This window comes from Agrobacterium sp. ICMP 6402 (assembly GCF_009498615.1).
Classification (GTDB): Bacteria; Pseudomonadota; Alphaproteobacteria; order Rhizobiales; family Rhizobiaceae; genus Agrobacterium; species Agrobacterium burrii.
Genome location: NZ_QSNV01000007.1, coordinates 14,609 through 38,069 on the forward strand (window position 1 = coordinate 14,609; position 23,461 = coordinate 38,069).

21 protein-coding genes are annotated in these 23,461 nt (G+C 60.5%); 4 read left to right on the plus strand and 17 right to left on the minus strand.

The genetic code is table 11. The annotated features are described in order from the left end of the window. Positions 1-29 precede the first annotated feature (29 nt). The 9 genes from DXT96_RS18075 to DXT96_RS18115 form a co-directional block, all read right to left on the minus strand. Positions 30-1,565 (minus strand): ABC transporter substrate-binding protein, encoded by a 1,536-nt coding sequence (locus tag DXT96_RS18075; protein ID WP_153515817.1) that lies wholly within the window; start codon positions 1,563-1,565, stop codon positions 30-32. 184 nt (positions 1,566-1,749) lie between these two features. Next, positions 1,750-2,652, minus strand: coding sequence for a LysR family transcriptional regulator (locus tag DXT96_RS18080; protein ID WP_149900883.1), 903 nt, complete (start codon positions 2,650-2,652; stop codon positions 1,750-1,752). 262 nt (positions 2,653-2,914) lie between these two features. After that, complete coding sequence (locus DXT96_RS18085) at positions 2,915-3,664, minus strand: ABC transporter ATP-binding protein (RefSeq protein ID WP_149900882.1); 750 nt, start codon at positions 3,662-3,664, stop codon at positions 2,915-2,917. Further along, positions 3,661-4,497 carry an ABC transporter ATP-binding protein gene (locus DXT96_RS18090; protein WP_149900881.1) on the minus strand — a complete coding sequence of 279 codons (837 nt, stop codon included), beginning with the start codon at positions 4,495-4,497 and terminating at the stop codon, positions 3,661-3,663. The genes DXT96_RS18085 and DXT96_RS18090 overlap by 4 nt, the downstream gene beginning before the upstream one ends. Then, a complete protein-coding gene (locus DXT96_RS18095) occupies positions 4,494-5,426 on the minus strand; it encodes an ABC transporter permease (protein ID WP_153515818.1) in 933 nt (310 codons plus the stop codon). Before DXT96_RS18095 ends, DXT96_RS18090 begins: the two co-directional genes overlap by 4 nt. Beyond that, positions 5,423-6,490 carry an ABC transporter permease gene (locus DXT96_RS18100; protein ID WP_153515819.1) on the minus strand — a complete coding sequence of 356 codons (1,068 nt, stop codon included), beginning with the start codon at positions 6,488-6,490 and terminating at the stop codon, positions 5,423-5,425. Before DXT96_RS18100 ends, DXT96_RS18095 begins: the two co-directional genes overlap by 4 nt. 18 nt (positions 6,491-6,508) lie before the next feature. Beyond that, positions 6,509-8,149: an ABC transporter substrate-binding protein gene (locus tag DXT96_RS18105; RefSeq protein ID WP_153515820.1), complete on the minus strand. Its 1,641-nt coding sequence runs from the start codon at positions 8,147-8,149 to the stop codon at positions 6,509-6,511. A 52-nt stretch (positions 8,150-8,201) separates the two neighbouring features. Further along, on the minus strand, positions 8,202-9,257 hold the full coding sequence (locus DXT96_RS18110; protein ID WP_153515821.1) for a dipeptidase: 1,056 nt from the start codon (positions 9,255-9,257) through the stop codon (positions 8,202-8,204). 205 nt (positions 9,258-9,462) lie between these two features. Continuing rightward, on the minus strand, positions 9,463-10,158 hold the full coding sequence (locus DXT96_RS18115; protein WP_149900876.1) for a phosphoribosyltransferase: 696 nt from the start codon (positions 10,156-10,158) through the stop codon (positions 9,463-9,465). A gap of 200 nt (positions 10,159-10,358) precedes the next feature. Between DXT96_RS18115 and DXT96_RS18120 the strand changes: the two genes are divergently transcribed. The 3 genes from DXT96_RS18120 (at position 10,359) to DXT96_RS18130 (ending at position 13,423) form a co-directional block, all read left to right on the plus strand. Then, a complete protein-coding gene (locus DXT96_RS18120) occupies positions 10,359-11,531 on the plus strand; it encodes a M20 aminoacylase family protein (protein ID WP_194287672.1) in 1,173 nt (390 codons plus the stop codon). Between the two features lie 224 nt (positions 11,532-11,755). Beyond that, on the plus strand, positions 11,756-12,217 hold the full coding sequence (locus tag DXT96_RS18125; protein ID WP_153515823.1) for a hypothetical protein: 462 nt from the start codon (positions 11,756-11,758) through the stop codon (positions 12,215-12,217). Between the two features lie 6 nt (positions 12,218-12,223). Continuing rightward, complete coding sequence (locus tag DXT96_RS18130) at positions 12,224-13,423, plus strand: hypothetical protein (protein ID WP_153515824.1); 1,200 nt, start codon at positions 12,224-12,226, stop codon at positions 13,421-13,423. Positions 13,424-13,474: 51 nt separating this feature from the next. Here DXT96_RS18130 and DXT96_RS18135 read toward each other — a convergent pair whose 3' ends face one another. From DXT96_RS18135 to DXT96_RS18170, 8 genes are all read right to left on the minus strand, one after another. Continuing rightward, on the minus strand, positions 13,475-15,268 hold the full coding sequence (locus DXT96_RS18135; RefSeq protein ID WP_153515825.1) for an adenine deaminase: 1,794 nt from the start codon (positions 15,266-15,268) through the stop codon (positions 13,475-13,477). Beyond that, positions 15,265-16,185, minus strand: coding sequence for a nucleoside hydrolase (locus DXT96_RS18140; RefSeq protein WP_153515826.1), 921 nt, complete (start codon positions 16,183-16,185; stop codon positions 15,265-15,267). Before DXT96_RS18140 ends, DXT96_RS18135 begins: the two co-directional genes overlap by 4 nt. Positions 16,186-16,187: 2 nt before the next feature. After that, positions 16,188-17,213 (minus strand): ABC transporter ATP-binding protein, encoded by a 1,026-nt coding sequence (locus DXT96_RS18145; RefSeq protein ID WP_153515827.1) that lies wholly within the window; start codon positions 17,211-17,213, stop codon positions 16,188-16,190. Beyond that, positions 17,206-17,985 (minus strand): ABC transporter permease, encoded by a 780-nt coding sequence (locus DXT96_RS18150; RefSeq protein WP_153515828.1) that lies wholly within the window; start codon positions 17,983-17,985, stop codon positions 17,206-17,208. Before DXT96_RS18150 ends, DXT96_RS18145 begins: the two co-directional genes overlap by 8 nt. After that, the gene (locus tag DXT96_RS18155) at positions 17,982-18,809 is read right to left on the minus strand and encodes an ABC transporter permease (RefSeq protein WP_153515829.1); all 828 of its coding nucleotides are present in this window, start codon (positions 18,807-18,809) and stop codon (positions 17,982-17,984) included. Before DXT96_RS18155 ends, DXT96_RS18150 begins: the two co-directional genes overlap by 4 nt. Positions 18,810-18,986: 177 nt before the next feature. Continuing rightward, a complete protein-coding gene (locus DXT96_RS18160; protein ID WP_153515830.1) occupies positions 18,987-20,009 on the minus strand; it encodes an ABC transporter substrate-binding protein in 1,023 nt (340 codons plus the stop codon). Then, a complete protein-coding gene (locus tag DXT96_RS18165; RefSeq protein WP_153515831.1) occupies positions 20,006-21,067 on the minus strand; it encodes a LacI family DNA-binding transcriptional regulator in 1,062 nt (353 codons plus the stop codon). Before DXT96_RS18165 ends, DXT96_RS18160 begins: the two co-directional genes overlap by 4 nt. A 127-nt stretch (positions 21,068-21,194) precedes the next feature. Continuing rightward, positions 21,195-22,121, minus strand: coding sequence for a LysR family transcriptional regulator (locus DXT96_RS18170; protein ID WP_153515832.1), 927 nt, complete (start codon positions 22,119-22,121; stop codon positions 21,195-21,197). 96 nt (positions 22,122-22,217) lie between these two features. Here DXT96_RS18170 and DXT96_RS18175 point away from each other — a divergent pair, with 96 nt between their 5' ends. After that, complete coding sequence (locus DXT96_RS18175) at positions 22,218-23,405, plus strand: acyl-CoA dehydrogenase (RefSeq protein ID WP_111817865.1); 1,188 nt, start codon at positions 22,218-22,220, stop codon at positions 23,403-23,405. The last annotated feature ends 56 nt before the right edge of the window (positions 23,406-23,461 follow it).

Below are 23,461 nucleotides of genomic sequence, written 5' to 3' on the forward strand. Positions count from 1 at the left end.
ATGACGGCGATGGAGGATATCGGCAAACCCTACTCTTCCCAATGCACATCCGTCAGCACATTAGAGGGAATGGGCTCGTTTTCCCACAGCCCCTTCACCTTCCTGTCCCAGACACCAAGCTTCGGCATGACGAACAGAAAGAGAGCCGGCACATCTTCGGCAAGGATTTTCTGGGCATCGCCATAAAGCTTTTCCTGCTCGCCGGCATCCGCCGTCTTTTCGACGCTGGCAATAACCTCGTTGAAGGCCGGGTTCTTGTAGTTGAAATAATAGGGATCGCGGGAATAGATATCGATATCCATCGGCTCGGCATGAGCGACGATCGTCATGTCATAATCCGCGCCTTTTAGAACGTCGGCCACCCATTTTGCCGGAAATTCGGTGGTCTCGATGGTCATCGTCACACCGATTTCGGCCAGCATCGCCTGCAGGATTTGCGAGGTGCGCTGGGCATAGGCCATCTGCGGCGCCTTGATGGTGAAGCTGAAGCCATCCGCATAACCCGCTTCGGCAAGCAACGCCCTGGCCTTGTCGACATCGTAAGGGTGCACCCCTGTCGTATCGATGTATCCGCGGTCATTCGGGGTGTAATGGCTGCCAATGGCCGTGCCGTAACCGGACCAGGCGCCTTCAATGGCCGTGCCACGCTCCACCGCCATCATCAGCGCCTGGCGTACGCGCTTGTCGTCAAAAGGCTTGCGGGCATTGTTCATGCCGGCCACGACCTTCAGCTCGGTATTGCCGACGAAGGTGACGAGGCGTTTATCGCCGTCAAAGGAGGCCATCAGTTCCGGCGCACCGAATTCCGGGAAGGCATCGATATCGCCAGACTTCAGTGCCGCAGCCTGCGCCTGCGGGTCGGACACGAAGCGGAAGGTCGCCTTGTTGAGCTTCACCGCCACGGCCTTGTCCCAATAGGCGGCGTTCTTCTCCAGTTCCACCTTGTCGCCCTTGGCCCAGTTCACGAATTTGAACGGGCCGGTGCCGACGGGCGTGGTGCGGTTATTGTCGGCGCTTTTCGGCGCAACAATCACGGAGGCAGGCCAGCCGAGCCAGTAAAGAAGGCTGCCGGCCGGCTGCTTCAGCTTCAGCACCAGCGTTGTGGCATCCGGTGTCTCGATACTGTCGATAGCGGCAAAGAAGCGTTTCTGCGGATTGACGGAGCTATCACCGCGCGCCCGATCCAGCGAAAATTTGGCAACGGAGGAATCGAAAGCCTCACCATCGTGAAAGGTCACGCCCTTGCGGAGCTTGAACGTATAGGTCTTGCCGTCAGGAGAAATCTCCCAGCTTTCGGCAAGCTGCGGCTTTACCTTGCCGTCGCGATCGATCTTCACCAGTCCTTCAAAGACATTCTGCCAGGTGACCTGGCCGATGGCGACGGGGGCGGCGATGGTTGGATCGAGACCGGTTGGCTCGACTGCCATGCCCAGTGTCAGCGCGGTTTTCGGTGCAGCCTCGGCTCGCGCAACTGAAAGCGGCAGCCAGAGCGCCGTGCCCAGGGCGAGGGTCAACGCGGTGCGGCGCGAAAGCGTTGCCGCCTGCGAAAGGTAAGTGCGTGGCATCATTGTCCCCAATCTTGCGGCCGGGGGCATTTTTGCCCTCTCATCGACCGCCCGTTGCAAAAAGAGTGTCATGTTGCAGGCGCACACACAATCTCGATTTTTGTGTGCTCCGTGTAGCTGAAATGGCTACACGGAAATGCGAACGGAAATCAACCTCTCGGACAGAGACATGGGAGTGCCCCGTTTACCCCGCCGTTGCCTCGCGCATGAAGCGCTCGATGAAATCGGCAAGCTTGGAGGCGGCGAAGGACAATTGCCTGTCGGGAGCAACGCAGAGATCGATCTGGGTATGAATGCCCTTCTTGCCGGCAAGGGGAACGGCGACCATCTGGCCGCTGCGGATTTCGCGCGCTACCGACAAGGCCGGCAGCAGCGTGGCCGCCGCGTGCCCCAATACCAGTTCCTTCAGCATCTCCAGCGAGCTGGTGATAAAGACGGGATCAAGCTCGACACCCGCATCGGCAAACAGCGTATCGAATGCCTGTCGTGCGGCGAAACTCTTGTCCGGCAGGGCAAGCGGCAGGCCGGCCAGTTCCTTCAGCGAAACCTCCGGCTGGGCCGCGAGCGCATGACCGGCCGGGAAGATGACATCGTAACTGATGCGGGTGCGCGAGCGCACTTTCACACCGGAAACCTTTGGGGCAAAAAGGCTGACGACCAGATCGGCCTCCGCCGCACCCAGCGCCTCCATCGCCTGCCGGGCGCTGGTAATATGCACCTCGAAACGCAATTTTGGATATTTCAGGCTGAACTGTGCCAGCACCGGCGCCAGAAGGTTCGCCACCGTCGCGCCATTGGCATAGACCGTGACCCGGCCGCGCTGCAGCCCCTTCAGGTCATCGATCAGCTGGTGAACATGATCGAGTTCCCGCAGCGTCTTGCCGGCGCGGGCGGCGAGAAGTTCGCCTGCCGCCGTCAACTTCACGCCGCGGCTGGAGCGCTCCACCAGCGGCGAGCCGAAATAATATTCGAGATTTTCGATCTGCCGGCTCACCGCCGTTGGCGCAACATTCAGGTTTTCCGCCGCGGCGCGCATGGAATTGGTGCGGACGAGTTCGTCGAAATACATCAAGGCGCGCAGTTGCATGGTGTGGGTACCTTGTTCGGATATGCCGGTGTGGCGGGGCAGCATATCACCGCCGCTCGATGAGAGAATACGTCACCGGAGAAGATCGGGTGGGGAACGAAGCTTGCCACTTGTTTCTTCTCCCCGGCCGGGGAGAAGGTGGCGCGCAGCGCCGGATGAGGGGGCAACGTTGCCGGATTTCGGAGAGCTTGCCCCCTCATCTGCCCCGTTCGGGCCATCTTCTCCCCGGTGGGGAGAAGAAAGGGAGGCACCTTCCCGCCAATCAACCGCGTTTAAAACCCTCACTCGCCACCAGCAGCTGCCTTGTATAATCCGCGCTGAACTCGCGGCTTTCCAGCGCCTCAGCCTCCAGCATTTCCACAACCTTGCCGCTCTTCATCACCGCCAGACGGTCGCACATGTGGCTGATGACGCCGAGATCGTGGCTGACCATGACGAAGGTGAGGTTACGATCCTTGCGCGCCTGTTCCAGCAGGTTGAGGATTTCCGCCTGGATGGAGGCATCGAGCGCCGAAGTCGGCTCGTCCAGCAGCAGGATTTTCGGCTCGACGATCAGCGCACGGGCAATGGCGATGCGCTGGCGCTGGCCGCCGGAAAGCTGGTGCGAATACCGAAACCGGAAACCGGAGCCGAGACCCACCTCGTCGAGCGCGCGGGCAATGCGTTGCTCACGATTGTCGAGACCGTGGATGACCAGCGGCTCCAGCAGCAGCGCATCCACAGTCTGGCGCGGGTGAAGGGAACCGTAAGGGTCCTGAAACACCATTTGCACATCACTGTAGAAGCTCTTGTCGCGATGCTTGCTCGAATAGGAGCGACCAGCCACCATCAATGAGCCTTCGTCGAAATGGTTGAGGCCGGCAATCGCCCGCAGCAACGTCGACTTGCCGGAACCGGACTCGCCGACGATGCCGAAGGATTCGCCCTCTGCCACGTCGATGCTGACGCTGTCGAGCGCGATGTAACCGTCGAAGTCGACCACCATGTCGCGGATAGAAAGAACTGTGCTCATGCGCGCCACTCCGGCTTGCGTTCCAGAACCGGCAACGGATGCCGGTGGCCGCCAATCTCCGGCAGGCAGTTGAGCAGACCCTGCGTATAGGGGTGCTTCGCTTCCTTCAGATTGGCCGATGACAGTTCCTCCACCACCTTGCCCGCATACATGACGAGAACCCGGTCGCAGAAAGACGAGACCAACCGCAGATCGTGGCTGACGAAAATCAGCCCCATGCCGCGGTCGCGCACCAGCCTGTCGAGAATGTCGAGCACTTCCAGCTGAACCGTCACGTCAAGCGCCGAAGTCGGCTCATCGGCGATCAGCAGTTCCGGGCCGCAGACCAGCATCATGGCAATCATGACACGCTGGCCCATGCCGCCGGAAACCTCATGCGGGTATAGATCAAACACCCGCTCGGGATCACGAATCTGCACCGCCTCCAACATGGCGAGCGTGCGCTGGCGCGCCTCGCCTGAGCTGACGTTCTCATGGGTCCGCAAGGTTTCCATGATCTGGCGGCCGATGGTCATGACCGGATTCAGCGAATATTTCGGATCCTGCAGGATCATGGCCATGCGCTTGCCGCGCATGAGCCGCCTTTCTTTCGCCGAAGCGCTGAGAAGATCGATATCGCCGAAGCGCAGCGTATCGGCCTCGATGAGCGCCCCCTTCGGGGTCAGCCCCATGATGGCGCGGCCGGTCTGCGATTTGCCGGAGCCGGATTCGCCAACGATGCCAAGCCGTTCGCGGCCCAGCGTAAAGGATACACCGCGCACCGCCTCCACCAGCCCGGTGCGGGTGGGGAAGGAGACGCGCAGATTGTCGACGGTCAGAAGCGGCGCGCTCATTGGCCCGCCTCCTTGGGGTCCAGCGCATCGCGCAGGCCGTCGCCCAGAAGGTTGAAACCGAGGCTGACGATCAGGATCGCGATACCCGGCATGGCGGCAACCCACCATTGATCGAGAATGAAACGGCGGCCTGAAGCGATCATCGCCCCCCATTCCGGCAGCGGCGGCTGCGCGCCGAGGCCAAGGAAACCGAGACCGGCGGCGGTGAGGATAATGCCCGCCATATCGAGTGTGACGCGCACGATAAGCGACGACATGCACAGCGGCATGACGTGTTTCAGCACGATGCGGAAGGGCGAAGCGCCCATGAGCTTCACCGCCGCGATGAAATCGGAATTGCGGAAGGTCATGGTTTCAGCGCGCGCGATACGCGCATAGGGCGGCCATGAGGTGACGGCGATAGCCAGCACCGCATTTTCGATGCCTGGCCCCAGAGCCGCCACCAGCGCCAGCGCCAGGACGAGCTTCGGGAAGGCAAGGAAGATATCGGTGATGCGCATCAGGATGGCATCGACCCAGCCGCCGGCATAACCCGAGACGGTGCCGACGATCAGCCCGATGGGCGCGGCGATAATCGCCACCAGCAGCACCACGAACAGAGTGAGCCGCGACCCGTGGATGAGGCGTGAGAGAATATCCCGCCCCTGATCATCGGTGCCGAGAAGATAACCCGCAGTGCCGGGCGGCAAAAGCCGGGCATTGCGCAGATCGCCCTGCACGGGGTTGTGCGGCGCCAGCACATTGGCAAACAGCGCCACGAATAGCAGAGCCGTAATGATACCGAGGCCGAGCAGCGCCAGCCGGTTTTCCGAAAACCGCCGCCAGATGACGTAGGCGCGGCCAAGCCGGGCCTGTTTGCGCGAGGCCGGTCGGTCGGAGAGCAGCCATTCGCGGCTGTAAGGTTTCAATGTATCGGTCGAAATCGTCATCGGCTGCGCGTCCTTGGATCGAGCGTCCGGTAAAGCAGATCGGAAAAGATATTGATGCCGACGAAGATGGCGCCGATCACGATCGTGCCACCGAGAACGGCGTTCATATCCGCATTCTGCAGGGAATTGGTGATGTAGAGGCCGAGCCCCGGCCAGGCGAAGATGGTTTCGGTCAGCACCGAACCTTCCAATAGACCTGCATAGGACAGCGCAATCACGGTCACCAGCGGCACGGCGGCGTTGCGCAGCGCGTGGAACCAGATGATGCGGGTTTCCGAAAGCCCCTTGGCGCGCGCAGCAACGATGTATTCCTGGCTAAGCTCGTTCAGCATGAATGAACGCGTCATGCGGCTGATATAGGCCAGCGAAAAATATCCGAGCAGGCAGGCGGGCAGGATGATGTGGCGGAACAGGTCCCACAACACGTCCCATTGCCGTTGCCAGATCGCGTCGATCAAAAAGAAACCGGTGATCGGCGTGAAGGTGAATTCGTAGACGATGTCCATGCGGCCAGGATAGGCCACCCATTGCAGGCGGGCGTAGAAAAACAGCAGCGCCAGAAGGCCGAGCCAGAAGATCGGCACGGAATAACCGATGAGGCCGATGACGCGCACGATCTGGTCGGCAAAGCTGCCGCGCTTGACGGCGGCAAGGACGCCGAGCGGAATGCCGAACACCGCACCGATGATGGTGCCGAGCGTGGCAAGCTCGATCGTGGCCGGGAAAACCCGCCTGATATCCTCCATCACCGGATTGGTGGTGAGCACCGAAATGCCGAAATCACCCGAAAGCGCCTGCTTCAGGTAAAGGAAAAACTGTTGCCAGAGCGGCAGGTTGAGGCCGAGCTCTTCCCGTACGCGCTCCACCACATGGGCGGGCGCACGGTCACCGACGATCGCCAGCGCAGGATCGATCGGAATGACGCGGCCAATGAAAAACGTCACCGCCATCAGCCCCAGAAAGGTGGTGATGACGGTGATGGCGAAGCCGAGAATGGCTTTGGTGCGGGCGTTGGCACGGCGTTTGCCGTGCCTTGCCCTGCTGTTTGCTTCAACGATGCTCAAGAGACCGATCCTTCCGGATCATTCCTTGGAGATGGGCGAAACGAAGTTGGTGTCGAAGCTCGGTCCAAGCTTCAGGCCCTTGAGCTTGTTCGAGTAACCGGCCACTTCCGTCTGCTGGAAGATGATGACGAAAGGACCCTTCGCCAGAACTTCCTTCTGCAGGTTTTCATAAATGGCGGCACGCATGGCGGTGTCCTTTTCCAGAAGCGCCGACTGCGTTTCCTTGGTCAGGTCAGGAACGTCCCAGGCATTGCGCCATGCGAGCGTCTTGTTCTTGCCTTCATCGGAATTGTCGTAGTTGATGGTGAAGGTTTCGGCATTCGAATTCGGATCGAAATAGTCCGAACCCCACTGGCCGATATAGATGTCATGCGTGCGGGCGCGGTATTTGGTCAGCGTCTGCTTGCCGTCACCCGGAATGATTTCGAGCTTGATGCCGGCCTGCGCCAGCGTCTGCTGCACGCTTTCGGCAATGCCCGTCACCGGCTGCGTGTTGCGCACATCCATGGTTACGGTGAAGCCGTCCTTCAGGCCGGCCTTGGCGAGAAGTTCCTTGGCCTTGGCGATGTCGAGCTTGTAGGGGTTCTCGTTAAGCGCGCCAAGCTGGCCCTTCGGCAGGAAGGTCTGGTGGACTTCGCCGATGCCCTTGATCAGGGTCGCGCCGATCGCGTCATAATCGACGAGATATTTGAAGGCCTCGATGACCTCAGGCTTCTTCAGGTTCTCATTCTTCTGGTTGAGGCTGAAATAATAGACGGTGCCCTTCGGCGCGGAAGTGACGGCAAGGCCGTCCTTCTTGGAAACGGCATCCATATCGCCTGGCTCAAGATTGCGGGCGATATCGATATCGCCGTTTTCAAGCGCCAGACGCTGGCCGGAGCTTTCCTTCATGTGGCGATAGACAACGCGCTTCAGCTTCGGCTTTTCGCCGTAATAATTCGGGTTTACTTCCAGAGCGACGGACTCGTTGGCCTTCCAGCCAAGGATCTTGTAGGGGCCAGAACCGGCATAACCGGTCTTCAGGAAAGCATTGCCGAAATCGGTGTCGTATTTGTATTCGGCGGTCGGGGTTACCGATTTCGCCTTTTCGGTCACCAGCTTCTTGTCCACCACGGCAGCAACGGTCGCGGTAAGCACGTTCAGCACGAAGCTCGGCGCATAGGGCTTGTCGACCGTCAGCACGAAGGTGTTTGCGTCCGCAGCCTTGGCCTTTTCATTAACGTTGTCGCCCTTGAGGCCGAACTGCGTCAGCAGGAATGCCGGCGACTTGTCGAGCTTGACGGCGCGTTCGAACGAGAACGCCACATCGTCAGCGGTGATCGGGTTGCCGGAGGCGAATTTCAGGCCGGATTTCAGCTTGAAGGTGTAGGTCAGGCCATCCTCGGAGGTCGTCCAGCTCTCGGCCAGATCGCCAATGACCTTGGAGGTGTCGTTGAGATCGATGGAAACCAGCTTGCTATAGGTGTTGCCGGTGACTTCCGCTGCGGAAAGCTCGAAAGCCTCACCCGGATCAAGCGAGATGATGTCGTCGATGGCGAAACCTTCGACCAGCGTATCGGCCGGAGTGGCCGCAAAAGCGTGCGGCGCAGACAGCATCATCAGCGACAGAGCGGCGCTGGTGCTGAGGATACGCATGGATTTGTTGAGCGATTTGATCATAGGATCTCCCCTTTTGTTATAAGATTGATTTCATTCGCTTTTAGTGGTGTCTTCAGGCCGGCTCGTGCCAGGCCTCGGACAAAACACGCAGCCAGTTTTCCCGGCATATTTTAGCAAGTTCTCCATCACCGTAGCCCGCCGATTTCAGCGCCGCAACCAGATTGTGGTTGCCGCTCGCATCGGCTATTCCGACAGGTACGGTTGCGCCGTCGAAATCCGATCCGAGCGCCACGCAGTCGATGCCCATGCGCTCCACCATGTAGTCGATATGGCGCACCATGTCGGAAAGCGGCGTGTCGGCAATGTCACGCGCATCGGCCCGCAGCATCGTCACGGCATAGTTGAGACCGACCAGACCATGGCTCTCCTTGATGGCGTCCATCTGGCGGTCGGTGAGATTGCGAGCAACGGGGGTAAGCGCATGCGCGTTGGAATGGCTGGCGATCAGCGGCTGGTTGGTGGTCCTGGCCACATCCCAGAAGCCTTTTTCGGTGATATGCGCGAGATCGATCAGAATACCGAGCCGGTTGCATTCCTTCACCAGCGCGAAACCGGCATCGGTGAGGCCGGGCGCAGTATCGGGCGACATGGGGTAGGAAAAGGGAACGCCGTGGCCGAAAACATTATGCCGGCTCCAGACCGGACCCAACGAGCGCAGGCCGGCGGCGTAAAATACCTCGAGCGCATCGAGATCGGCACCGATCGCCTCGCAGCCTTCCATGTGCAGCACGGCGGCGAAAACATCCTCGGCAAAGGCCTTGCGGATATCGGCCGTGGAACGGCAAAGCCGCCAGGCGCCGGCGCGATCGAGCCTCAGCGCAATTGCCGCCTTCTCCATGGCGATATCGAGCGAAGGCAAGCGTTCCAGCGGCGCGGCGAGCGGCGTGTCGTAGTGCCCGCTTTCGTCCGGCTCCTGCAAAATAAGGTCGCCAGAGGGGATGTAGATGGCGCAGATTCCGCCGCCAAGACCGCCGGCCCTCGCGCGAGGACCATCGATATGCCCTTCGCGCGTACCGTTTTTGAATTCCGCAACCGGATCGGCGCCGGCCTTGCTGTTGCGCCACAACCGAAGCAGCACATCATTATGACCGTCGAACACTGCATGCATGTTAAGAAATTCCAGTAAGCGGCAAAACCAAAGGGGGCGGGCAGACGCCGGAATGACACCGAACGAAAGCAAACCGGCGCGTTTTTCGCCGAGCGCTATAATCTGTCGGAGGTGATCTTAGGACGATCTCTCGCGGCTTCGCAAGACGCAAATTAGGCAATGATGAAATTATCACCACTTGCGTTTTTCAGGAATTTGCGCAACGTCAAGCCCGCCAGCCACCTTCGGCTTTTTTCAGCAACGGCGTGGTGAAAACACCCCTCACCCGCTCCGGCCATTCCGGCCCGAAAGCGGCAATTTTTTCCCGCCAACGGTCCGATTGCAGCATGGCTGCGCCGATCGCCACCGGCCGGATGCCCGACGAGGCGAGAAGCGACAGACCCGCAATGATGGAACTGCCGCTGGAGATGACATCATCCACCAGCGCCACCCGCCTGCCTTCGATCAGCGGCAGCATACGCGGATCGATATAAAGCCGCTTTTCCTGTTTGGTAGTGATGGAAGACATCGGCACCGACAGTTCCTCGAGATACCAGAATTTGCGCGAGGTGCCGAGCGGTACGTAGCGGGAATGGCCAAGATGGCGGGCAACGGCGGCGGCGAGCGTCAGCCCCAGCGTCGGCAGGCCGATGACGACATCGGGCTCGAAGGGAGCAAGCTTTTGGGCAAGGTCAGCCGCCAGCGCCTCCAGCACATGGAAAGAAGCCTGATTGACGATGAGCGAGGCGAGCGCATGCTCACCGTCCGCCAGCGGCCTTATCGGCAGGCAGATCTGCCTGTCGTCATCCAGTTCCGCCGGAAAGAATGCCGAATGCGGGCCGGCCGTTTCGAAGGCACGAGGCGGATGAATATCCTGCCAGAATTCGTGTGGCGCTGCGGGCGATGATGTGGATGGCGGCATCTTTCATCTTCTTTCAGGAACAGGACGGCGACGCGCGGCAGCGGTTTTCAGCCCGTTCGGCATATTCAGAATTCAATAACCGCAGACATGCGGCGGGTTCATTTCATTGGCTTTTTCAGCTAGAAGGGAACAAAGCAACAGGCATTCGGACAAACCCACCTATGACGCGGGTTTTTCCCATATTCAAGGACAAGCTGCCCATGAGACTGCTGGACCGGATCGGTGAAGACCTGCCATTCCTGACGGAGCTTCGCCACGATCTGCACGCGCATCCGGAACTGGGCTTCGAAGAGGAGAGAACCAGCGCCATCGTCGCCGATCTTCTGGAACGGGCCGGGCTGAAGGTGCATCGCGGTCTTGGCGGCACCGGCGTCGTCGGCACCCTGCAGGTGGGCAACGGCACCCGCAGCATCGGCCTGCGTGCCGATATGGATGCGCTTGCCATGCCGGAAGTGCCCGACAGGCCCTATAAATCGAAATTTCCCGGCAAGATGCATGCGTGCGGCCATGATGGCCACACCGCCATGCTGCTGGGTGCTGCGCGCTATCTTGCAAAGACCCGTGATTTTTCCGGCACCGTGCATTTCATCTTCCAGCCGGCCGAAGAAGGCCGTGGTGGTGCGAAGAAAATGGTGGAGGACGGGCTTTTCTCGCTGTTCCCCTGCGATGCCGTTTACGGCCTGCACAATATGCCGGGCTTAGCCATCGACGAAATGGCGGTGGTGGAAGGCCCGCAGCTTGCCTCTTCCGACAGCTGGCGCGTGACCTTCAAGGGTATCGGCACCCATGGCGCCAAGCCACATCTCGGCCGTGACCCGATAACGGCGGCAGGCACCTTCCTCGCCTCGCTGCAAACGATCGTCGGCCGTGTGATCGATCCGCTGCAGCCCGCCGTGGTCAGCGCCTGTTCGGTGCAGGCGGGTGACCCCAAGGCACTCAACGTCATTCCCGATCTCGTCGAAATCGGCGGCACGGCGCGCGCCTATGCACCTGAGGTGCGCGACCAGCTGGAAGCGGAAATCGGCAGGCTCGCCAAAGGCACGGCAGCGATGTTCGGCATCGAGGCACATTATGAATTCATCCGCCGCATCCCCCCCGTCATCAACGAGACGGAAGCGACAAAACGGGCGCTGAGGGCCGCAAAAACAGTGTTCGGCACCAAAGCCCGCACCGCCTTCCCACCCTCGACCGCCGGCGACGACTTCGCCTTCTTCGCGGGTGAAGCCCCCGGCTGCTACGTCTGGCTCGGCAACGGTCCTGCGGTGGATGGCGCCCTGCACCACAATACTTCCTACGACTTCAACGACATGGCCATCGTGCCGGGTGTGGCCTTTTGGGCGACACTGGTCGAGCAGGACCTGGCAGTGGAATGAATAAGACCGTTCCGGTCCAAGCCCGGAACGGCTTTCAGATGTGAGATTTTCACACGACAGCCCTTGCCTCACGCTGCGGCGCAGATGAATACTCTGTCATCGCCTATATTCAACAAAATATACACCCATACGCAATAGACTCTTCGCTTCCCATAGTATACATTCAAAAAATATTCACATTTATTACTTTGTTTTGGTTCAACAATTTTAAGCAGGCAAGCGTCATGGTGAGACTTGTTGTGCCACAAAGTGCGATCATCGGACGTCTGGCCGGCGCCAAATCGTTGAAAAACCTGCCGCCTGACGATTATCGCGATCGCCTTATCAAATATATTCCGGCGGAATCGGTCGCCCTTTACGTCGCGGTCGATAAAATGGTCAATTCCCACTATGGACTGAGCTTGCTGACGGCGGATAGTGTCGTTCCCATGCAGGCAGTGATCGTCAGCTGGATCATTCTGGGCCTCGGCATCGTCGGCACACCGATCTATCTTCACCGTCGCAAACTGCCGGGCCAGCCGTGGCTTTTGAACGCCAGCATTTCCACCATCGCCTTCGTGCTCTGGGCCTATACGCTGAGCGGCTCGGTGTTTCTCGTGCATGGCTGGTACAGCGTTTTCGCGGCCGGCCTGCTCGCGCCGATCTTCACCTTCGTCGCGGGGTTTTTCGAACCCAAACCGGAGTAAGCGCCAATGCCGACCTATGAGGAACTGCGCGGCTATTTCGACGCTTCCGAAGCCATGACGCAACTCGCGCGCCAGGCCTCGGAAATCCCCATCGTCCACGGCTTCACACTCGATGTGGATCCGGTGTGGATGCTGCTTTACGATCTGGAAGACGGTGTGGTGCCGGACAACGAACGCTACTTCTATGACTATCTGCTCGACCAAAGCCCCTTGCACGACCGGTGGGGTGCGCCCTTCTCTCTTCCCTATTGGCCGCTTCAGCTTCCCTATCAGGGATACAGACGCCGCGACCTCACGCGCAAGGTTTCCCTGTGGAACGCAATTCCACACCCCGAGAAAAGCGGCCCGGTCATGATGACAATCGTCTACGGACCATTGAAGACGCCGGTAAAAAACCCCACCACAGCGGAAGAAGACGATAACCTGGCGGCCTTGCGCAACTTGACCACCCTTATCAACCAAAGCCCTGCCTACGCGCGTATCCAAGAGCGCCCGAGGGCAAGGCTTGCCTTTGCGGCGGGCGATGAGATCACCACCAATGCGGGCGCATCCGGCACCTATGGCGGAACGCTGACGGACAGTCTCAGCAACAAAAAATATGGTATGACCTGCGCTCATGTCGCCCAAAGCGGCGACGATATTTTCGATGCGTCGGGAAGCCGGATCGGCACTGCCAAATACCACACGAAGCTCCACCCTCTGCCGGCAAGGACGGTCTGCGATCCGGTGGCGCTACCGATGCCCACCCCCTACCCCGGCAACGATCCGCCTGTGAACATGTTCGATTTTTCGCTGATCGAGCTGAGCGCCGCACCGGCATCGTCATCGTCATCATTGGGCGGGGTGGCCGCCAGCCTGACGCCGGGGCAGAATGTGACGCTGAGAGGTAAAAGCGGCGTCTATAAATGCAAGCTCGGCTCGCTGGCCATCAGCTACGCTTTCACCGACGGCACGTCGACCTATTGTTTTCGCGACCAGATCGAACTTCGGCCACAGCCGAGCCTGCCGATCGGCGGTGCTCTGGGGCATCTCGTTACCCCCGTGCCGACACAGGGCGATTCCGGCGGCTGGGTTCTGACGGACGATGCGACACCGCTCTGGGCCGGCGTGTTTTTCGGCGAGGATGGCAGTCGGGGTTATTGCTCACGCGCCAGCTGGGCGCATGACTGGGCCGAAAATGAGGTGGGCAATACGCTTTCGGTATAGCCCACTCCATTTACTGGAATGAGAAAAAAGCACGCCGGGAATGCCCGGCGTTCACCCCACCACCGCAATCACCGGGCTCTCCATCACCCTTCCCGTCAAAACATCGGCAATACCCATATCCGTCTGGTGCGGGCCGATATTGCAGGCGAGCGTGGCGCCGAAACAGGCCTTGAAGACCAGATAGGGCGGTTGCCATTCCACCACCTTGCCGACGGCAGCGCGCAATTCTTCGAAAGCCTTTGCCACGTCTTCAAGCGGCGCTGAGGAAACGAGACCGGAAAGCGGCAGCGGGAGCAGCGCGGTAACCCTGCCTTCTGAGGCGACGGCCATGCCGCCGCCCGCCTTTATCACCGCGTTGGCGGCCAGCGCCATGTCTTCCGCATTGCCACCGAAGACGGTGAGGTTGTGGCTGTCATGCGAGACGGTGGTCGCGAAGGCACCGTTCCATGTTCCCCAGCCGGTGAGAAAGCCGGTTCTGGTGACGGGCTCGGCCTTGCCGTGGCGATGGGTGACGGAAATCATCGTCACGCCCTGGGGCGGAATGACGAAACCGTCTTTTACCGCAGCCTCCGTTTCTCCCCATTGGGTGAAGCGCGGGCGGTCGATGGTGGCGAGGCGTATCTTCGTGCCTTCGGATGTGATCCGGAAATCATCGGGCTCACGAAGCGGCAGTTTCATCGAGCCTTCGAGCGCGGTTGCGTCGCAGGCGGGAACATCCTCAAGCATGCGGCCGCCTTCAGCGACAGCCCTGCCATTCGAGATCACCTGGCGGGCCGCGAAGTCGCTCAAATCCTCGAAAACGACGAGATCGGCGCGGCGGCCGGCGGCGATGAGGCCGAGATCGGCACGGCCGAGCCTTTGTGCGGCATTCAGCGTGGCGGCGCGCAGCGCCCATTCAGGCTTGAGACCGTAACGCACAAGCTGGCGCACCACATCATCCAGCCCGCCGCCTCGCAACAGATCATCCGGGAAAACATCGTCGGTACAGAGCGTTACCGTCTGCGGCAGATGGCCAAGCGCATTCAGCGCTTCCACGAATTCCGGCAGCAGATGATCATGCGAACCGCGCAGCTCGATGGTCAGCCCCGCCCGCAGCTTTTCCATCAGATCTTGCCCCGACACCAGTTCGTGGTCAGAGGAGACGCCCGCCGCCATGAAGGCGTTGAGATCGGCATCTTTCAGGCCGCGGGCATGGCCGCAGACCAGTTTGCCCGAGACAAGCCCGGCCTGCACGATACCGCTCATGCGCGGATCGCGCTCGACGACGCCGCGCATGTTCATGATTTCCGCAACGCCACCAACCTGCGGCCATGACAGGATATCGGCGAGAATGGTAGCGTCGAAGTCCGCACCACCGCGTTCCAGTCCCGGTGCAGAAGGAACGCAGGAAGGCGCCAGCAGAATGGCGCGCAGGGGCAGATTTTCGATTGCCTTCGCCGCCCAGCGGACACCATCGACGCCATGGACATTGCCGAATTCATGCGGGTCCCAGACGATGGTGGTGACACCGCGGGCGACCACCGCTGCCGCATAGGCGGCCGGCGTGACCATCGAGCTTTCGATATGCATGTGTGTGTCGATCAAGCCCGGCGCGACATAGGCTCCGGCCGCATCGATGATGCTTGCAGCGTCGCTGCGACTAGCGGGTTCATGGACGCTGGCGATCAGCGAGCCAACGATGCCGATATCGGCGGCGCGCAGCTCGCCGGTCACCACATCCACCAGCGTTCCGCCGGTGATGAGAATATCGAAGGGCTGGTCTCCCCGCGCTGCAGCAACGGCGCGGGCGCGCAGGGTGTCGTTGGTGAGATCATCAGGTTCGCCTACCGGGGATTTGGCGCTCATCGGGCAGCCTCCCGGCGTAACGCCTCGAGAACGGCAGCCTTTGCACCTTCAGCATCAACGGTTTCGGCAAAATGCGCATTGAAGGATTCCACCTTGTCGGCACGCGTCTCAACCACCGTTCTCCCTCGGGTCAAGGCGGAATGAAGCTCGACATCGATCCGCGCCTGCCGCCAGCCAATCAGACCGGACGTAAAGGCAACGGCAGCGACGGGGTCATAAAGCGCCATGGCCGCCCTGCCGCGGCTGGTGGCAATGCCGATGAAGCCCTCCAGAAGATCGGCAATCAGCCCGGCATTTTCGCCGCCGGCATCGCGGATCGGCAGCACATCGGCCGGAGAGGCTTTAACCTTGCGGCAGGCGTCGAGATCGACCATACGCAGCGGCAGGCCGTGGGACAGCACGATGGCCAGCGCCTCCGGATCGGCAAAGGCGTTGAATTCGGCCGATGCGGTGTGGTTGCCGCTGGTCAGACCGCCCCCCATCCAGGTGAGGTCGGAAATCCGGGCGGCAAGATCAGGTCGGGCAAGGCAAAGCGCGGCGATATTGGTGAGTGGTCCGAGCGCGAGGATGCGTTTTTCGCCTTCGCCCTCCAGCCAGTTGCACAGGGCGGTAAAGGCATTGCTTCTCGGCAAGGCCGGCGCATCCGGCAGGCTTTGGCCGACGGTCGGGATGCCGCTGTCGCCGAGAATCGACTGGGCGGTTTCGAGCGCACCGAGCACGGGCTTGGCGCGGCCCTGATGGATCGGCATGGACCAGCCGAAGGCGGCAACAGCGCCTGCGGCATTGCCGCAGACCGCTTCCAGCGTCGCATTGCCGAAGACCAGCGAAATGCCGTCTATGGCAAGGTCGGACGACTGCACCACCATGATGGCGGCAATGTCGTCGAAGCCCATATCGGTATCGATCCATACACCCATGATCAGTTGAACACCTTGAGGCTCGCCGCCTTTTCGACCGGCAGGTCGAAGGCAAGCGTATCGCCGATGACATGCGCGGCAAGCGTCGCATCGGTTTCCGCCTTGATGAGCCCGAGCGGCGTATCGAGCAGATATTCGCGGCTGTTGCCGGCAAAGGATGTACCGCGCACGGTTCCCTGGAACGGACCTGAACCGAGGGTAACCATGCGCGGCCGCCAGGCCAGTCCAGATGCTGAACGGACTGGTCCGGGAAGCGGTGTTGTGCCGTTGGCGGTTTTCAGCGCGCCGCCTTCCAGCGCGAAGATGTTTTCGAAACCGACGAAATCCGCCACGAAAGACGAAACCGGGGCGTTATAGATCTCTTCCGGCGTGCCGATCTGCTCAATCTTGCCGCCCTTCATGACGACAATGCGGTCGGCCAGCGCCAGGGCCTCGATCTGGTCATGGGTGACGAAGATCATCGTCACGCCGGTTTCCTTCTGCACACGCTGCAATTCGGTGCGCATTTCAAGCCGCAGGCGCGCATCGAGATTGGACAGGGGCTCGTCAAGCAGCAGCACCTTCGGCTCCATGACCATGGAGCGCGCCAGCGCCACACGCTGCTGCTGGCCGCCGGAAAGCTCCGCCGGCTTGCGCGAAGCGAAGCTGGATAGCCCGACCGATTTCAGGCCGGAGGCAACCTTGTCATCCAGCGTCTTGCCGCTCATGCCCTTGAGTTTCAGGCCGAACGCAACGTTTTCATACACCGTCAGATGCGGGAACAGCGCATAGGACTGGAACACCAGCCCGACGGCGCGCTTGTTGGCCGCGACCCGGGTAATATCGACGCCATCGAGATCGATGCGCCCGCCCGCCACCGGCATCAACCCGGCAATGGCGCGCATCGTCGTGGTCTTGCCACAGCCGGAAGGCCCCAGCAAGGCCAGAAGCTCACCCTTGCGGATATCAAGATCGAGATCCTTGACGGCGATGCTGTTGCCATAAGCGAGCGAGACTTTGTTGAGCGAAAGATAATTTGCGTCAGACATAACGGGAGAACCCCAGAAAACGTTCGGCCATGAAAACGATGCCGATGGAAAGGAAGGCGAGCAGCGAAGAAAGGGCGGCAACGGAAGGATCAAAGACGATTTCCATGTAACCCAGCATGTCGATCGGCAGCGTGCGCACGCCCGGACCCGACAGGAACAGTGACACCGGCACCTGATTGAAACTCGTCACGAAACCGAGAATGAAGGCCGACAGGATACCGCCGCGAATATTCGGCAGCACCACCCGGAAAAACGAGCCGAGCCGCGACGAGCCGAGCAGCACCGCCGCTTCCTCTATATCCGAGCGTAGATTATTGAGGCTGGCAGACACCACCCGCACCGCATAGGGCAGGATGAGCGCTGTGTGGGCGAGAAACAGGGCAAGCGTGATGCCAATGCCGAAAGGCACGACGAAATATCGCAGCAGCGCCAGACCGACGATGATACCAGGCACGATAATCGGCGCGGAAACGATGGTGCGTACCGTCTCAGCGAAAGGCAGCTTGTAGCGTGACATGGCGTAGGAGGCCGGAATGCCAAGGATCAGCGCCGTGAACGTGCCGCCAATGGCGAGGAACATCGACATCGCAAAGCTTTCGCGGAAGCTTTCGACCGTGAAGACCTTGGCGATCCACTTCAGCGAAAAGCCCTGCGGCGGAAAGGCAAGCGTATCGCCGGCCGAAAACGAGGCCGCAACGATGATGAGGAACGGCCCGATGAGGAAACCGACAACGAGAAGAAGCGTGAGCGGAATGAAGAGCTGCCGGGTCATTTCTTGTTCCTTGCGGTGGCGATGCGCTTCAGCAGGATATTGGCGGCAAAGCTCATGACGATCAGGATGAAGGCGATGACGCTGGCGGCAACGAAGTTGTTGGAGACTGTGACCTGCTGATAAAGCAGTGTTTCCAGCATCAGCACCTTCGAGCCGCCGAGAATGGCGGGCGTAATATAGGCCGTCAGCGAACCGGTGAAGACCAGCGTGCCGCCGACGACCAGCCCTTCCTTGGTGAGCGGCAGGATGACCTTCCAGAACACCTGAAACCAGTTGGCGCCGAGCACGCGGGCGGCGGCGATGGTATCCTTCGGCATGTTTTCCAGCGCACTGATGAGCGAGATGATCATCAACGGCAGGAACAGTTGCAGAAGGCCGATAAAAACAGCCGTTTCGGAAAACAGGATGCGGATCGGCGCATCGCTCAGGCCCACCGCCTGCAGCGCCTGGTTAACGATGCCGGTTCTGCCGAGAATGACGATCCAGGCATAGGTGCGGGCAACCGGCGAAATCATCAGCGGCAGTACGACGAGATTGACCACATGGCCCTTCGCCCCCTGCGACAGGTTGATGATGGCGAAAGCCGCCGCATACCCCACCACAGCCGAAACGACGGTGACGAGCGCGCCGAGCTTCAGGGTGCGCAGGAAGACCGTCCGGTTCAGCGGATCGAAAAAGAAATCGGCGTAAGCTGACACTGTCCAGCCGTCAGTGGTGCGGAAACCTTCCGACAGAAGCATGAAGACCGGCACAAGAAAAACCGCCGCCGCGAAAATCGCGGCGGGCAAGGCAAGCGCCAGCGCTTCGGCCCGGTTCTGAAACATTGGTTTATTCCCTGAACGGCCCGTGGCCGGTTACGCTTGAAGCCGGAATACCAGCTTGCGGCTTTAAAAGGTTGGAAAAGCGGTCAGGGGACGACCAAACCGCTTTTCCTGAAACGGAGCGAGCCCTTGCGGACGCTGAAAATCACCCCGTTCCTGACTGAATTCGACTATTTTGGCCTATTGCCCGACCTTGGAGTTCCACTCCGACAACCACTTGTCGCGGTTATCAAGCGTCACGTCGGACGGAATGAGCTGCAGGCTGCGTGCGGTTTCATCGCCATAGGTGATGTTGTTCGCCACCTCGTCGGAAACCTTGACCTCTTTATTGGTCGGGCTGTCCACCAGCTTTTCGGCCAGCGCCTTCTGCACGTCGATCGAGAGCCAGAAATCCATGAATTGCAGCGCCAGTTCCTCGTTCTTCGTGCCCTTCGGCACCACGAGCACGTTCATGCCGCCGGTCTGTCCTTCCTTGGGCGTGGCCCAGGCAAGCGGCAGATCGAGCTTGGTGAAGGGCGCCCAGGAGAAACGGCCAATCGGCGCTGCCCAGATTTCTTCCTGCTGCATCAGCTGCACCAGCTGCGAGGATTTGACGTAGAAAGTGACGATCTCGTCCTTCTTTTCGCCGACCGCTTCGATGGCGCCGGCAAGATCCGGCGTGTCCTTGCCGATGGCCTTGCCCAGCATGTAAAGCGCCGGCGGGCCCTGATTGGTGGTGACGTTCGGGAAGGCGACGTGGTCGACGATGCCGTCCTTCAGGAGATCGGCCCAGCTATCGATCTTCATCTTGTCGGTGCGGTAAACGATTGACGTGGCATAGAAATTGACGCCGACGCTCATACCGTCGCCATTCGGGTCCTTGGCGATGTCATAGAGGTTTTCGATGTTCGGCACCTTGGCGGCGTCGATCTTCTGGATCAGGTCCTTGCGGGTGGCGGAAAGCGCATCCGCCATGGAGACGATGGCAAGATCGACCACCGGATTGGCCTTGTTGGCCTCCATCTTGGCCAGACGCTCGACGCTGTTGCCGGTCTCGACCACCAGCTTGCAGCCGCATTTCTGCTCAAACGGCGTATAGACCAGTTCCTTGAATTCGTCCTGCGCGAAGGCGTAGACCGAGATCGTCAGCGTCTTGTCCTGCGCCTCAGCGGCTCCCATCGTCAGCATCAGGGCAGCGCCCGATGCAAGAATGATCTTTTTCATGGTGTGAGTTCTCCTGCTGTGATTTTTTTGGCTTCAATCGCATCATGCTTTGCTTTGCCGGTGGAGCCGCGCATGATCAGCGCCATCGGTACTTTCGAGATTTCTGCCGTGACATCGATGGCGACGCCGTTTTCACCCGCGCCGTCGATGGCGCGCAGCAGCGCCTCGACCGCCAGATCGGCGATACGGCCCATATTCATGCGCATCGTCGTCAGTGGCGGGGTGACCACGGCTGAAAAAATGAGATCATCGAAGCCGGTGACACTGGCCTCTTCCGGCACGTCGATGCCCTCGCGCTGCAATTCGGTGAGTGCGCGCAATGCGTGGAGATCGGAAACGGCGGCAAAGGCGGTGAACCCCGCAGCAACCCTGTCGGCAAGCCCAAGTCGGCAGCCCGCCCCGCCGGCCTTTTCGATGGCGTCTATCCACAGCGTCTGTGTGTCACAGGCCTTGCCGAGACCATCGCGAATGCCGCCAAGGCGGTCATTCTGCACGTTGGAATCGCGGCTCCTGCCCACCAGCACCACCTTGCGATGGCCAAGCCCCGCCAGATATTCGCCCACCTGCCGACCGCCATCCCAGTGGTCAGCGGCCACAGTGTTTCCGGGGGTCGAGGGGCTGTCGATCACCGCGACGGGACAATCGACATCGGTAATGCGCGTGCCGCGGCGGGGAACGATAACCATTCCATCCACGCCGCGCTCGATCAGCCGGTTGATGGCATCCGTCTGCATGGCGATCTCACCGCGGGAGTCGGCGATCAGCACGCCGTAACCGGCAGTCACCGCCGCCTTTTCGATGGCCTGCGCGATCTGCGGAAAGAGAGGATTGGCAATATCGGGCAGAACCAGCCCGAGAACGCCGCTTTTGCCGGTGCGAAGCGCCCTGCCCGCCGAACTCGGCACATAACCCAGTTCGCTTGCAGTCTTGCGGATACGCTCCACCAGTTCCGGCGAGACGCGGCCCTTGCCCGACAGCGCATTGGACACGGTTGCCACCGACACGCCGAGTGCCGCTGCTATCGCGCTCAGATTGGTGGCAGGCCGTGAAGACGCCATGATGGACCGAAAGGGCTGATTAAACGTTTAATCAAGATAGTCGAGCGAAACCGCCCTGTCGAGTCCAGCGGGCGGCAAAATGGGCGAAAAGCTGGGCAAAAGACATAAATGCCCGAAAAAAGTGCGGTTATTTTTGCAGCGGCGAGCCATTCGCCGCACGATAGGCCTCCACCTGCCGCACCAGCCAGTCGCGAAACAGCACGACCGGAACATGATTGGCGCGCGAAAGCGGCGCCACCGCGTAATAAGAGCTTGGGCTTTTAGCCTGGTGATCGAAGGCCTTCACCAATTGCCGGGATTTCAGTTCGTTGTCGATCAGGAAAAGCGGCATCAGCGCCACGCCCAGCCCGGCGATGCAGGCCTGCGCCACGCTGGAAAACTGCTCGAACCGCATGCCCTGCGGCAGGGCAAGCGACAGGCCGAGGCTTTCGAACCAGTGGCCCCATGCGCCCGGACGGGAGGCCATGTGCAACAGCGGCAGGCCGGCAATATCGTCTGCTTTCAGCACCGGATTGGCCCGGAGAAATTCGGGGCTGCAAACCGGGGCAACCATCTCATTCATGAGAAAAGTGCATTCCGCTCCCGGCCAGTCCGCCTGACCGATATGGATCGCCATATCAAGCTGCTCGCGCTCGAAGTCGAATTGCCCGATGCGGGTGGCGAAATTGATGGTGATTTCCGGGTGGCTGGACACGAAATCCGGGATACGCGGCAGCAGCCAGCGGGTGCCAAAAGTGGGCAGCATGGCAAGGTTCAGCGTATTGCCATGCGTTTTGGTCATGATCTGCAGCGACGCGGAGCGTATTTCGCCCAGCGCCGCGGCAATCGATTTCGCATAAGATTGCCCCTCCGCCGTCAACGCCACGCCGCGCGCGCCACGCTCGAACAGCCGCACGCCAAGCTGTTCTTCCAGTGACATAACCTGCCGGCTGATCGCCCCTTGCGTCAGGGCCAACTCATCGGCGGCAGCGGAAAAGCTGCCGAGCCGGGCAACGGAATCGAAGGCGGCAAGCGCGCTGGTGGAGGGCAGGAGTTTGCGGCTGAGAGACGTCATCAGCCATTACTATATGTAATGCAAAAATGAGTAAACATGGCTTGTGCGATCAGGGGCTAACACGAATAATCCGGCCAGCAAATCCGGAGGCATAAAGTGAGCGAACGCGCAGCATTCAATTGGCAGGACCCTTTCCTGCTCGAAGACCAACTGACCGACGACGAGCGGATGATCCGCGATGCCGCCGCCGCCTTCGGCAAATCCGAACTCATGCCGCGCGTGTCCGAGGCCTATCTTTCCGAAACCACCGAGCCAGAACTGTTCCGCCTGATGGGCCGCACCGGCCTGCTCGGCGTCACCCTGCCGGAAGAATACGGCGCGGCCAATGCGAGCTACGTCGCCTACGGTCTCGTCGCCCGCGAGGTGGAGCGCATCGATAGCGGTTATCGCTCGATGATGAGCGTGCAGTCCTCGCTCGTCATCCACCCGATCTTCGCCTATGGCTCAGATGAGCAGAAGAAGAAATACCTGCCCGGCCTCGTCTCGGGTGAGCTTATTGGCTGTTTCGGGCTGACCGAGCCGGATGCCGGTTCCGATCCCGGCGGCATGAAGACGCGCGCTGAAAAGATCGCCGGCGGCTATCGCCTGCGCGGCTCGAAGATGTGGATTTCCAACGCGCCGATCGCCGATGTCTTCGTCGTCTGGGCCAAATCGGAAGCCCATGACAACCAGATCAGGGGTTTCGTGCTGGAAAAGGGCATGAAGGGCCTTTCCGCCCCCAAGATCGGCGGCAAGCTTTCGCTGCGCGCCTCGATTACCGGCGAGATCGTCATGGATGGCGTCGAAGTCGGGGAAGACGCGCTTCTTCCCAATGTTTCCGGCCTGAAAGGCCCGTTTGGTTGCCTCAACCGCGCCCGTTATGGCATTTCCTGGGGTGTGATGGGCGCGGCCGAAGATTGCTGGTTCCGCGCCCTGCAATATGGTCTCGACCGCAAGCAGTTCGGCAAACCGCTGGCCGGCATGCAGCTTTACCAGAAGAAGCTCGCCGACATGCAGACTGAAATCGCGCTCGGCCTTCAGGCATCGCTGCGCGTCGGCCGCCTGATGGACGAGCACAGGATGGCGCCGGAAATGATCTCCATCATCAAGCGCAACAATTGCGGCAAGGCGCTGGATATCGCCCGCCAGGCCCGCGACATGCATGGCGGCAACGGCATCCAGATCGAATATCACGTCATGCGCCACGCCCAGAACCTTGAAACGGTGAATACCTACGAAGGCACGCATGACGTTCACGCGCTGATCCTCGGCCGGGCGCAAACCGGCATTCAGGCGTTTTTCTGAGGCGTTGCCCCATCATTCCCAATAAGAAAAAGGCCTTCGAAGACAGCTTCGAAGGC

Coding starts and splice junctions, on each gene's coding strand:
- DXT96_RS18075 (WP_153515817.1), bottom strand. CDS start 1,565: ATGCCACGCACTTACCTTTCGCAGGCGGCAACGCTTTCGCGCCGCACC.
- DXT96_RS18080 (WP_149900883.1), bottom strand. CDS start 2,652: ATGCAACTGCGCGCCTTGATGTATTTCGACGAACTCGTCCGCACCAAT.
- DXT96_RS18085 (WP_149900882.1), bottom strand. CDS start 3,664: ATGAGCACAGTTCTTTCTATCCGCGACATGGTGGTCGACTTCGACGGT.
- DXT96_RS18090 (WP_149900881.1), bottom strand. CDS start 4,497: ATGAGCGCGCCGCTTCTGACCGTCGACAATCTGCGCGTCTCCTTCCCC.
- DXT96_RS18095 (WP_153515818.1), bottom strand. CDS start 5,426: ATGACGATTTCGACCGATACATTGAAACCTTACAGCCGCGAATGGCTG.
- DXT96_RS18105 (WP_153515820.1), bottom strand. CDS start 8,149: ATGATCAAATCGCTCAACAAATCCATGCGTATCCTCAGCACCAGCGCC.
- DXT96_RS18110 (WP_153515821.1), bottom strand. CDS start 9,257: ATGCATGCAGTGTTCGACGGTCATAATGATGTGCTGCTTCGGTTGTGG.
- DXT96_RS18115 (WP_149900876.1), bottom strand. CDS start 10,158: ATGCCGCCATCCACATCATCGCCCGCAGCGCCACACGAATTCTGGCAG.
- DXT96_RS18120 (WP_194287672.1), top strand. CDS start 10,359: ATGAGACTGCTGGACCGGATCGGTGAAGACCTGCCATTCCTGACGGAG.
- DXT96_RS18125 (WP_153515823.1), top strand. CDS start 11,756: ATGGTGAGACTTGTTGTGCCACAAAGTGCGATCATCGGACGTCTGGCC.
- DXT96_RS18130 (WP_153515824.1), top strand. CDS start 12,224: ATGCCGACCTATGAGGAACTGCGCGGCTATTTCGACGCTTCCGAAGCC.
- DXT96_RS18135 (WP_153515825.1), bottom strand. CDS start 15,268: ATGAGCGCCAAATCCCCGGTAGGCGAACCTGATGATCTCACCAACGAC.
- DXT96_RS18140 (WP_153515826.1), bottom strand. CDS start 16,185: ATGGGTGTATGGATCGATACCGATATGGGCTTCGACGACATTGCCGCC.
- DXT96_RS18145 (WP_153515827.1), bottom strand. CDS start 17,213: ATGTCTGACGCAAATTATCTTTCGCTCAACAAAGTCTCGCTCGCTTAT.
- DXT96_RS18150 (WP_153515828.1), bottom strand. CDS start 17,985: ATGACCCGGCAGCTCTTCATTCCGCTCACGCTTCTTCTCGTTGTCGGT.
- DXT96_RS18155 (WP_153515829.1), bottom strand. CDS start 18,809: ATGTTTCAGAACCGGGCCGAAGCGCTGGCGCTTGCCTTGCCCGCCGCG.
- DXT96_RS18160 (WP_153515830.1), bottom strand. CDS start 20,009: ATGAAAAAGATCATTCTTGCATCGGGCGCTGCCCTGATGCTGACGATG.
- DXT96_RS18165 (WP_153515831.1), bottom strand. CDS start 21,067: ATGGCGTCTTCACGGCCTGCCACCAATCTGAGCGCGATAGCAGCGGCA.
- DXT96_RS18170 (WP_153515832.1), bottom strand. CDS start 22,121: ATGACGTCTCTCAGCCGCAAACTCCTGCCCTCCACCAGCGCGCTTGCC.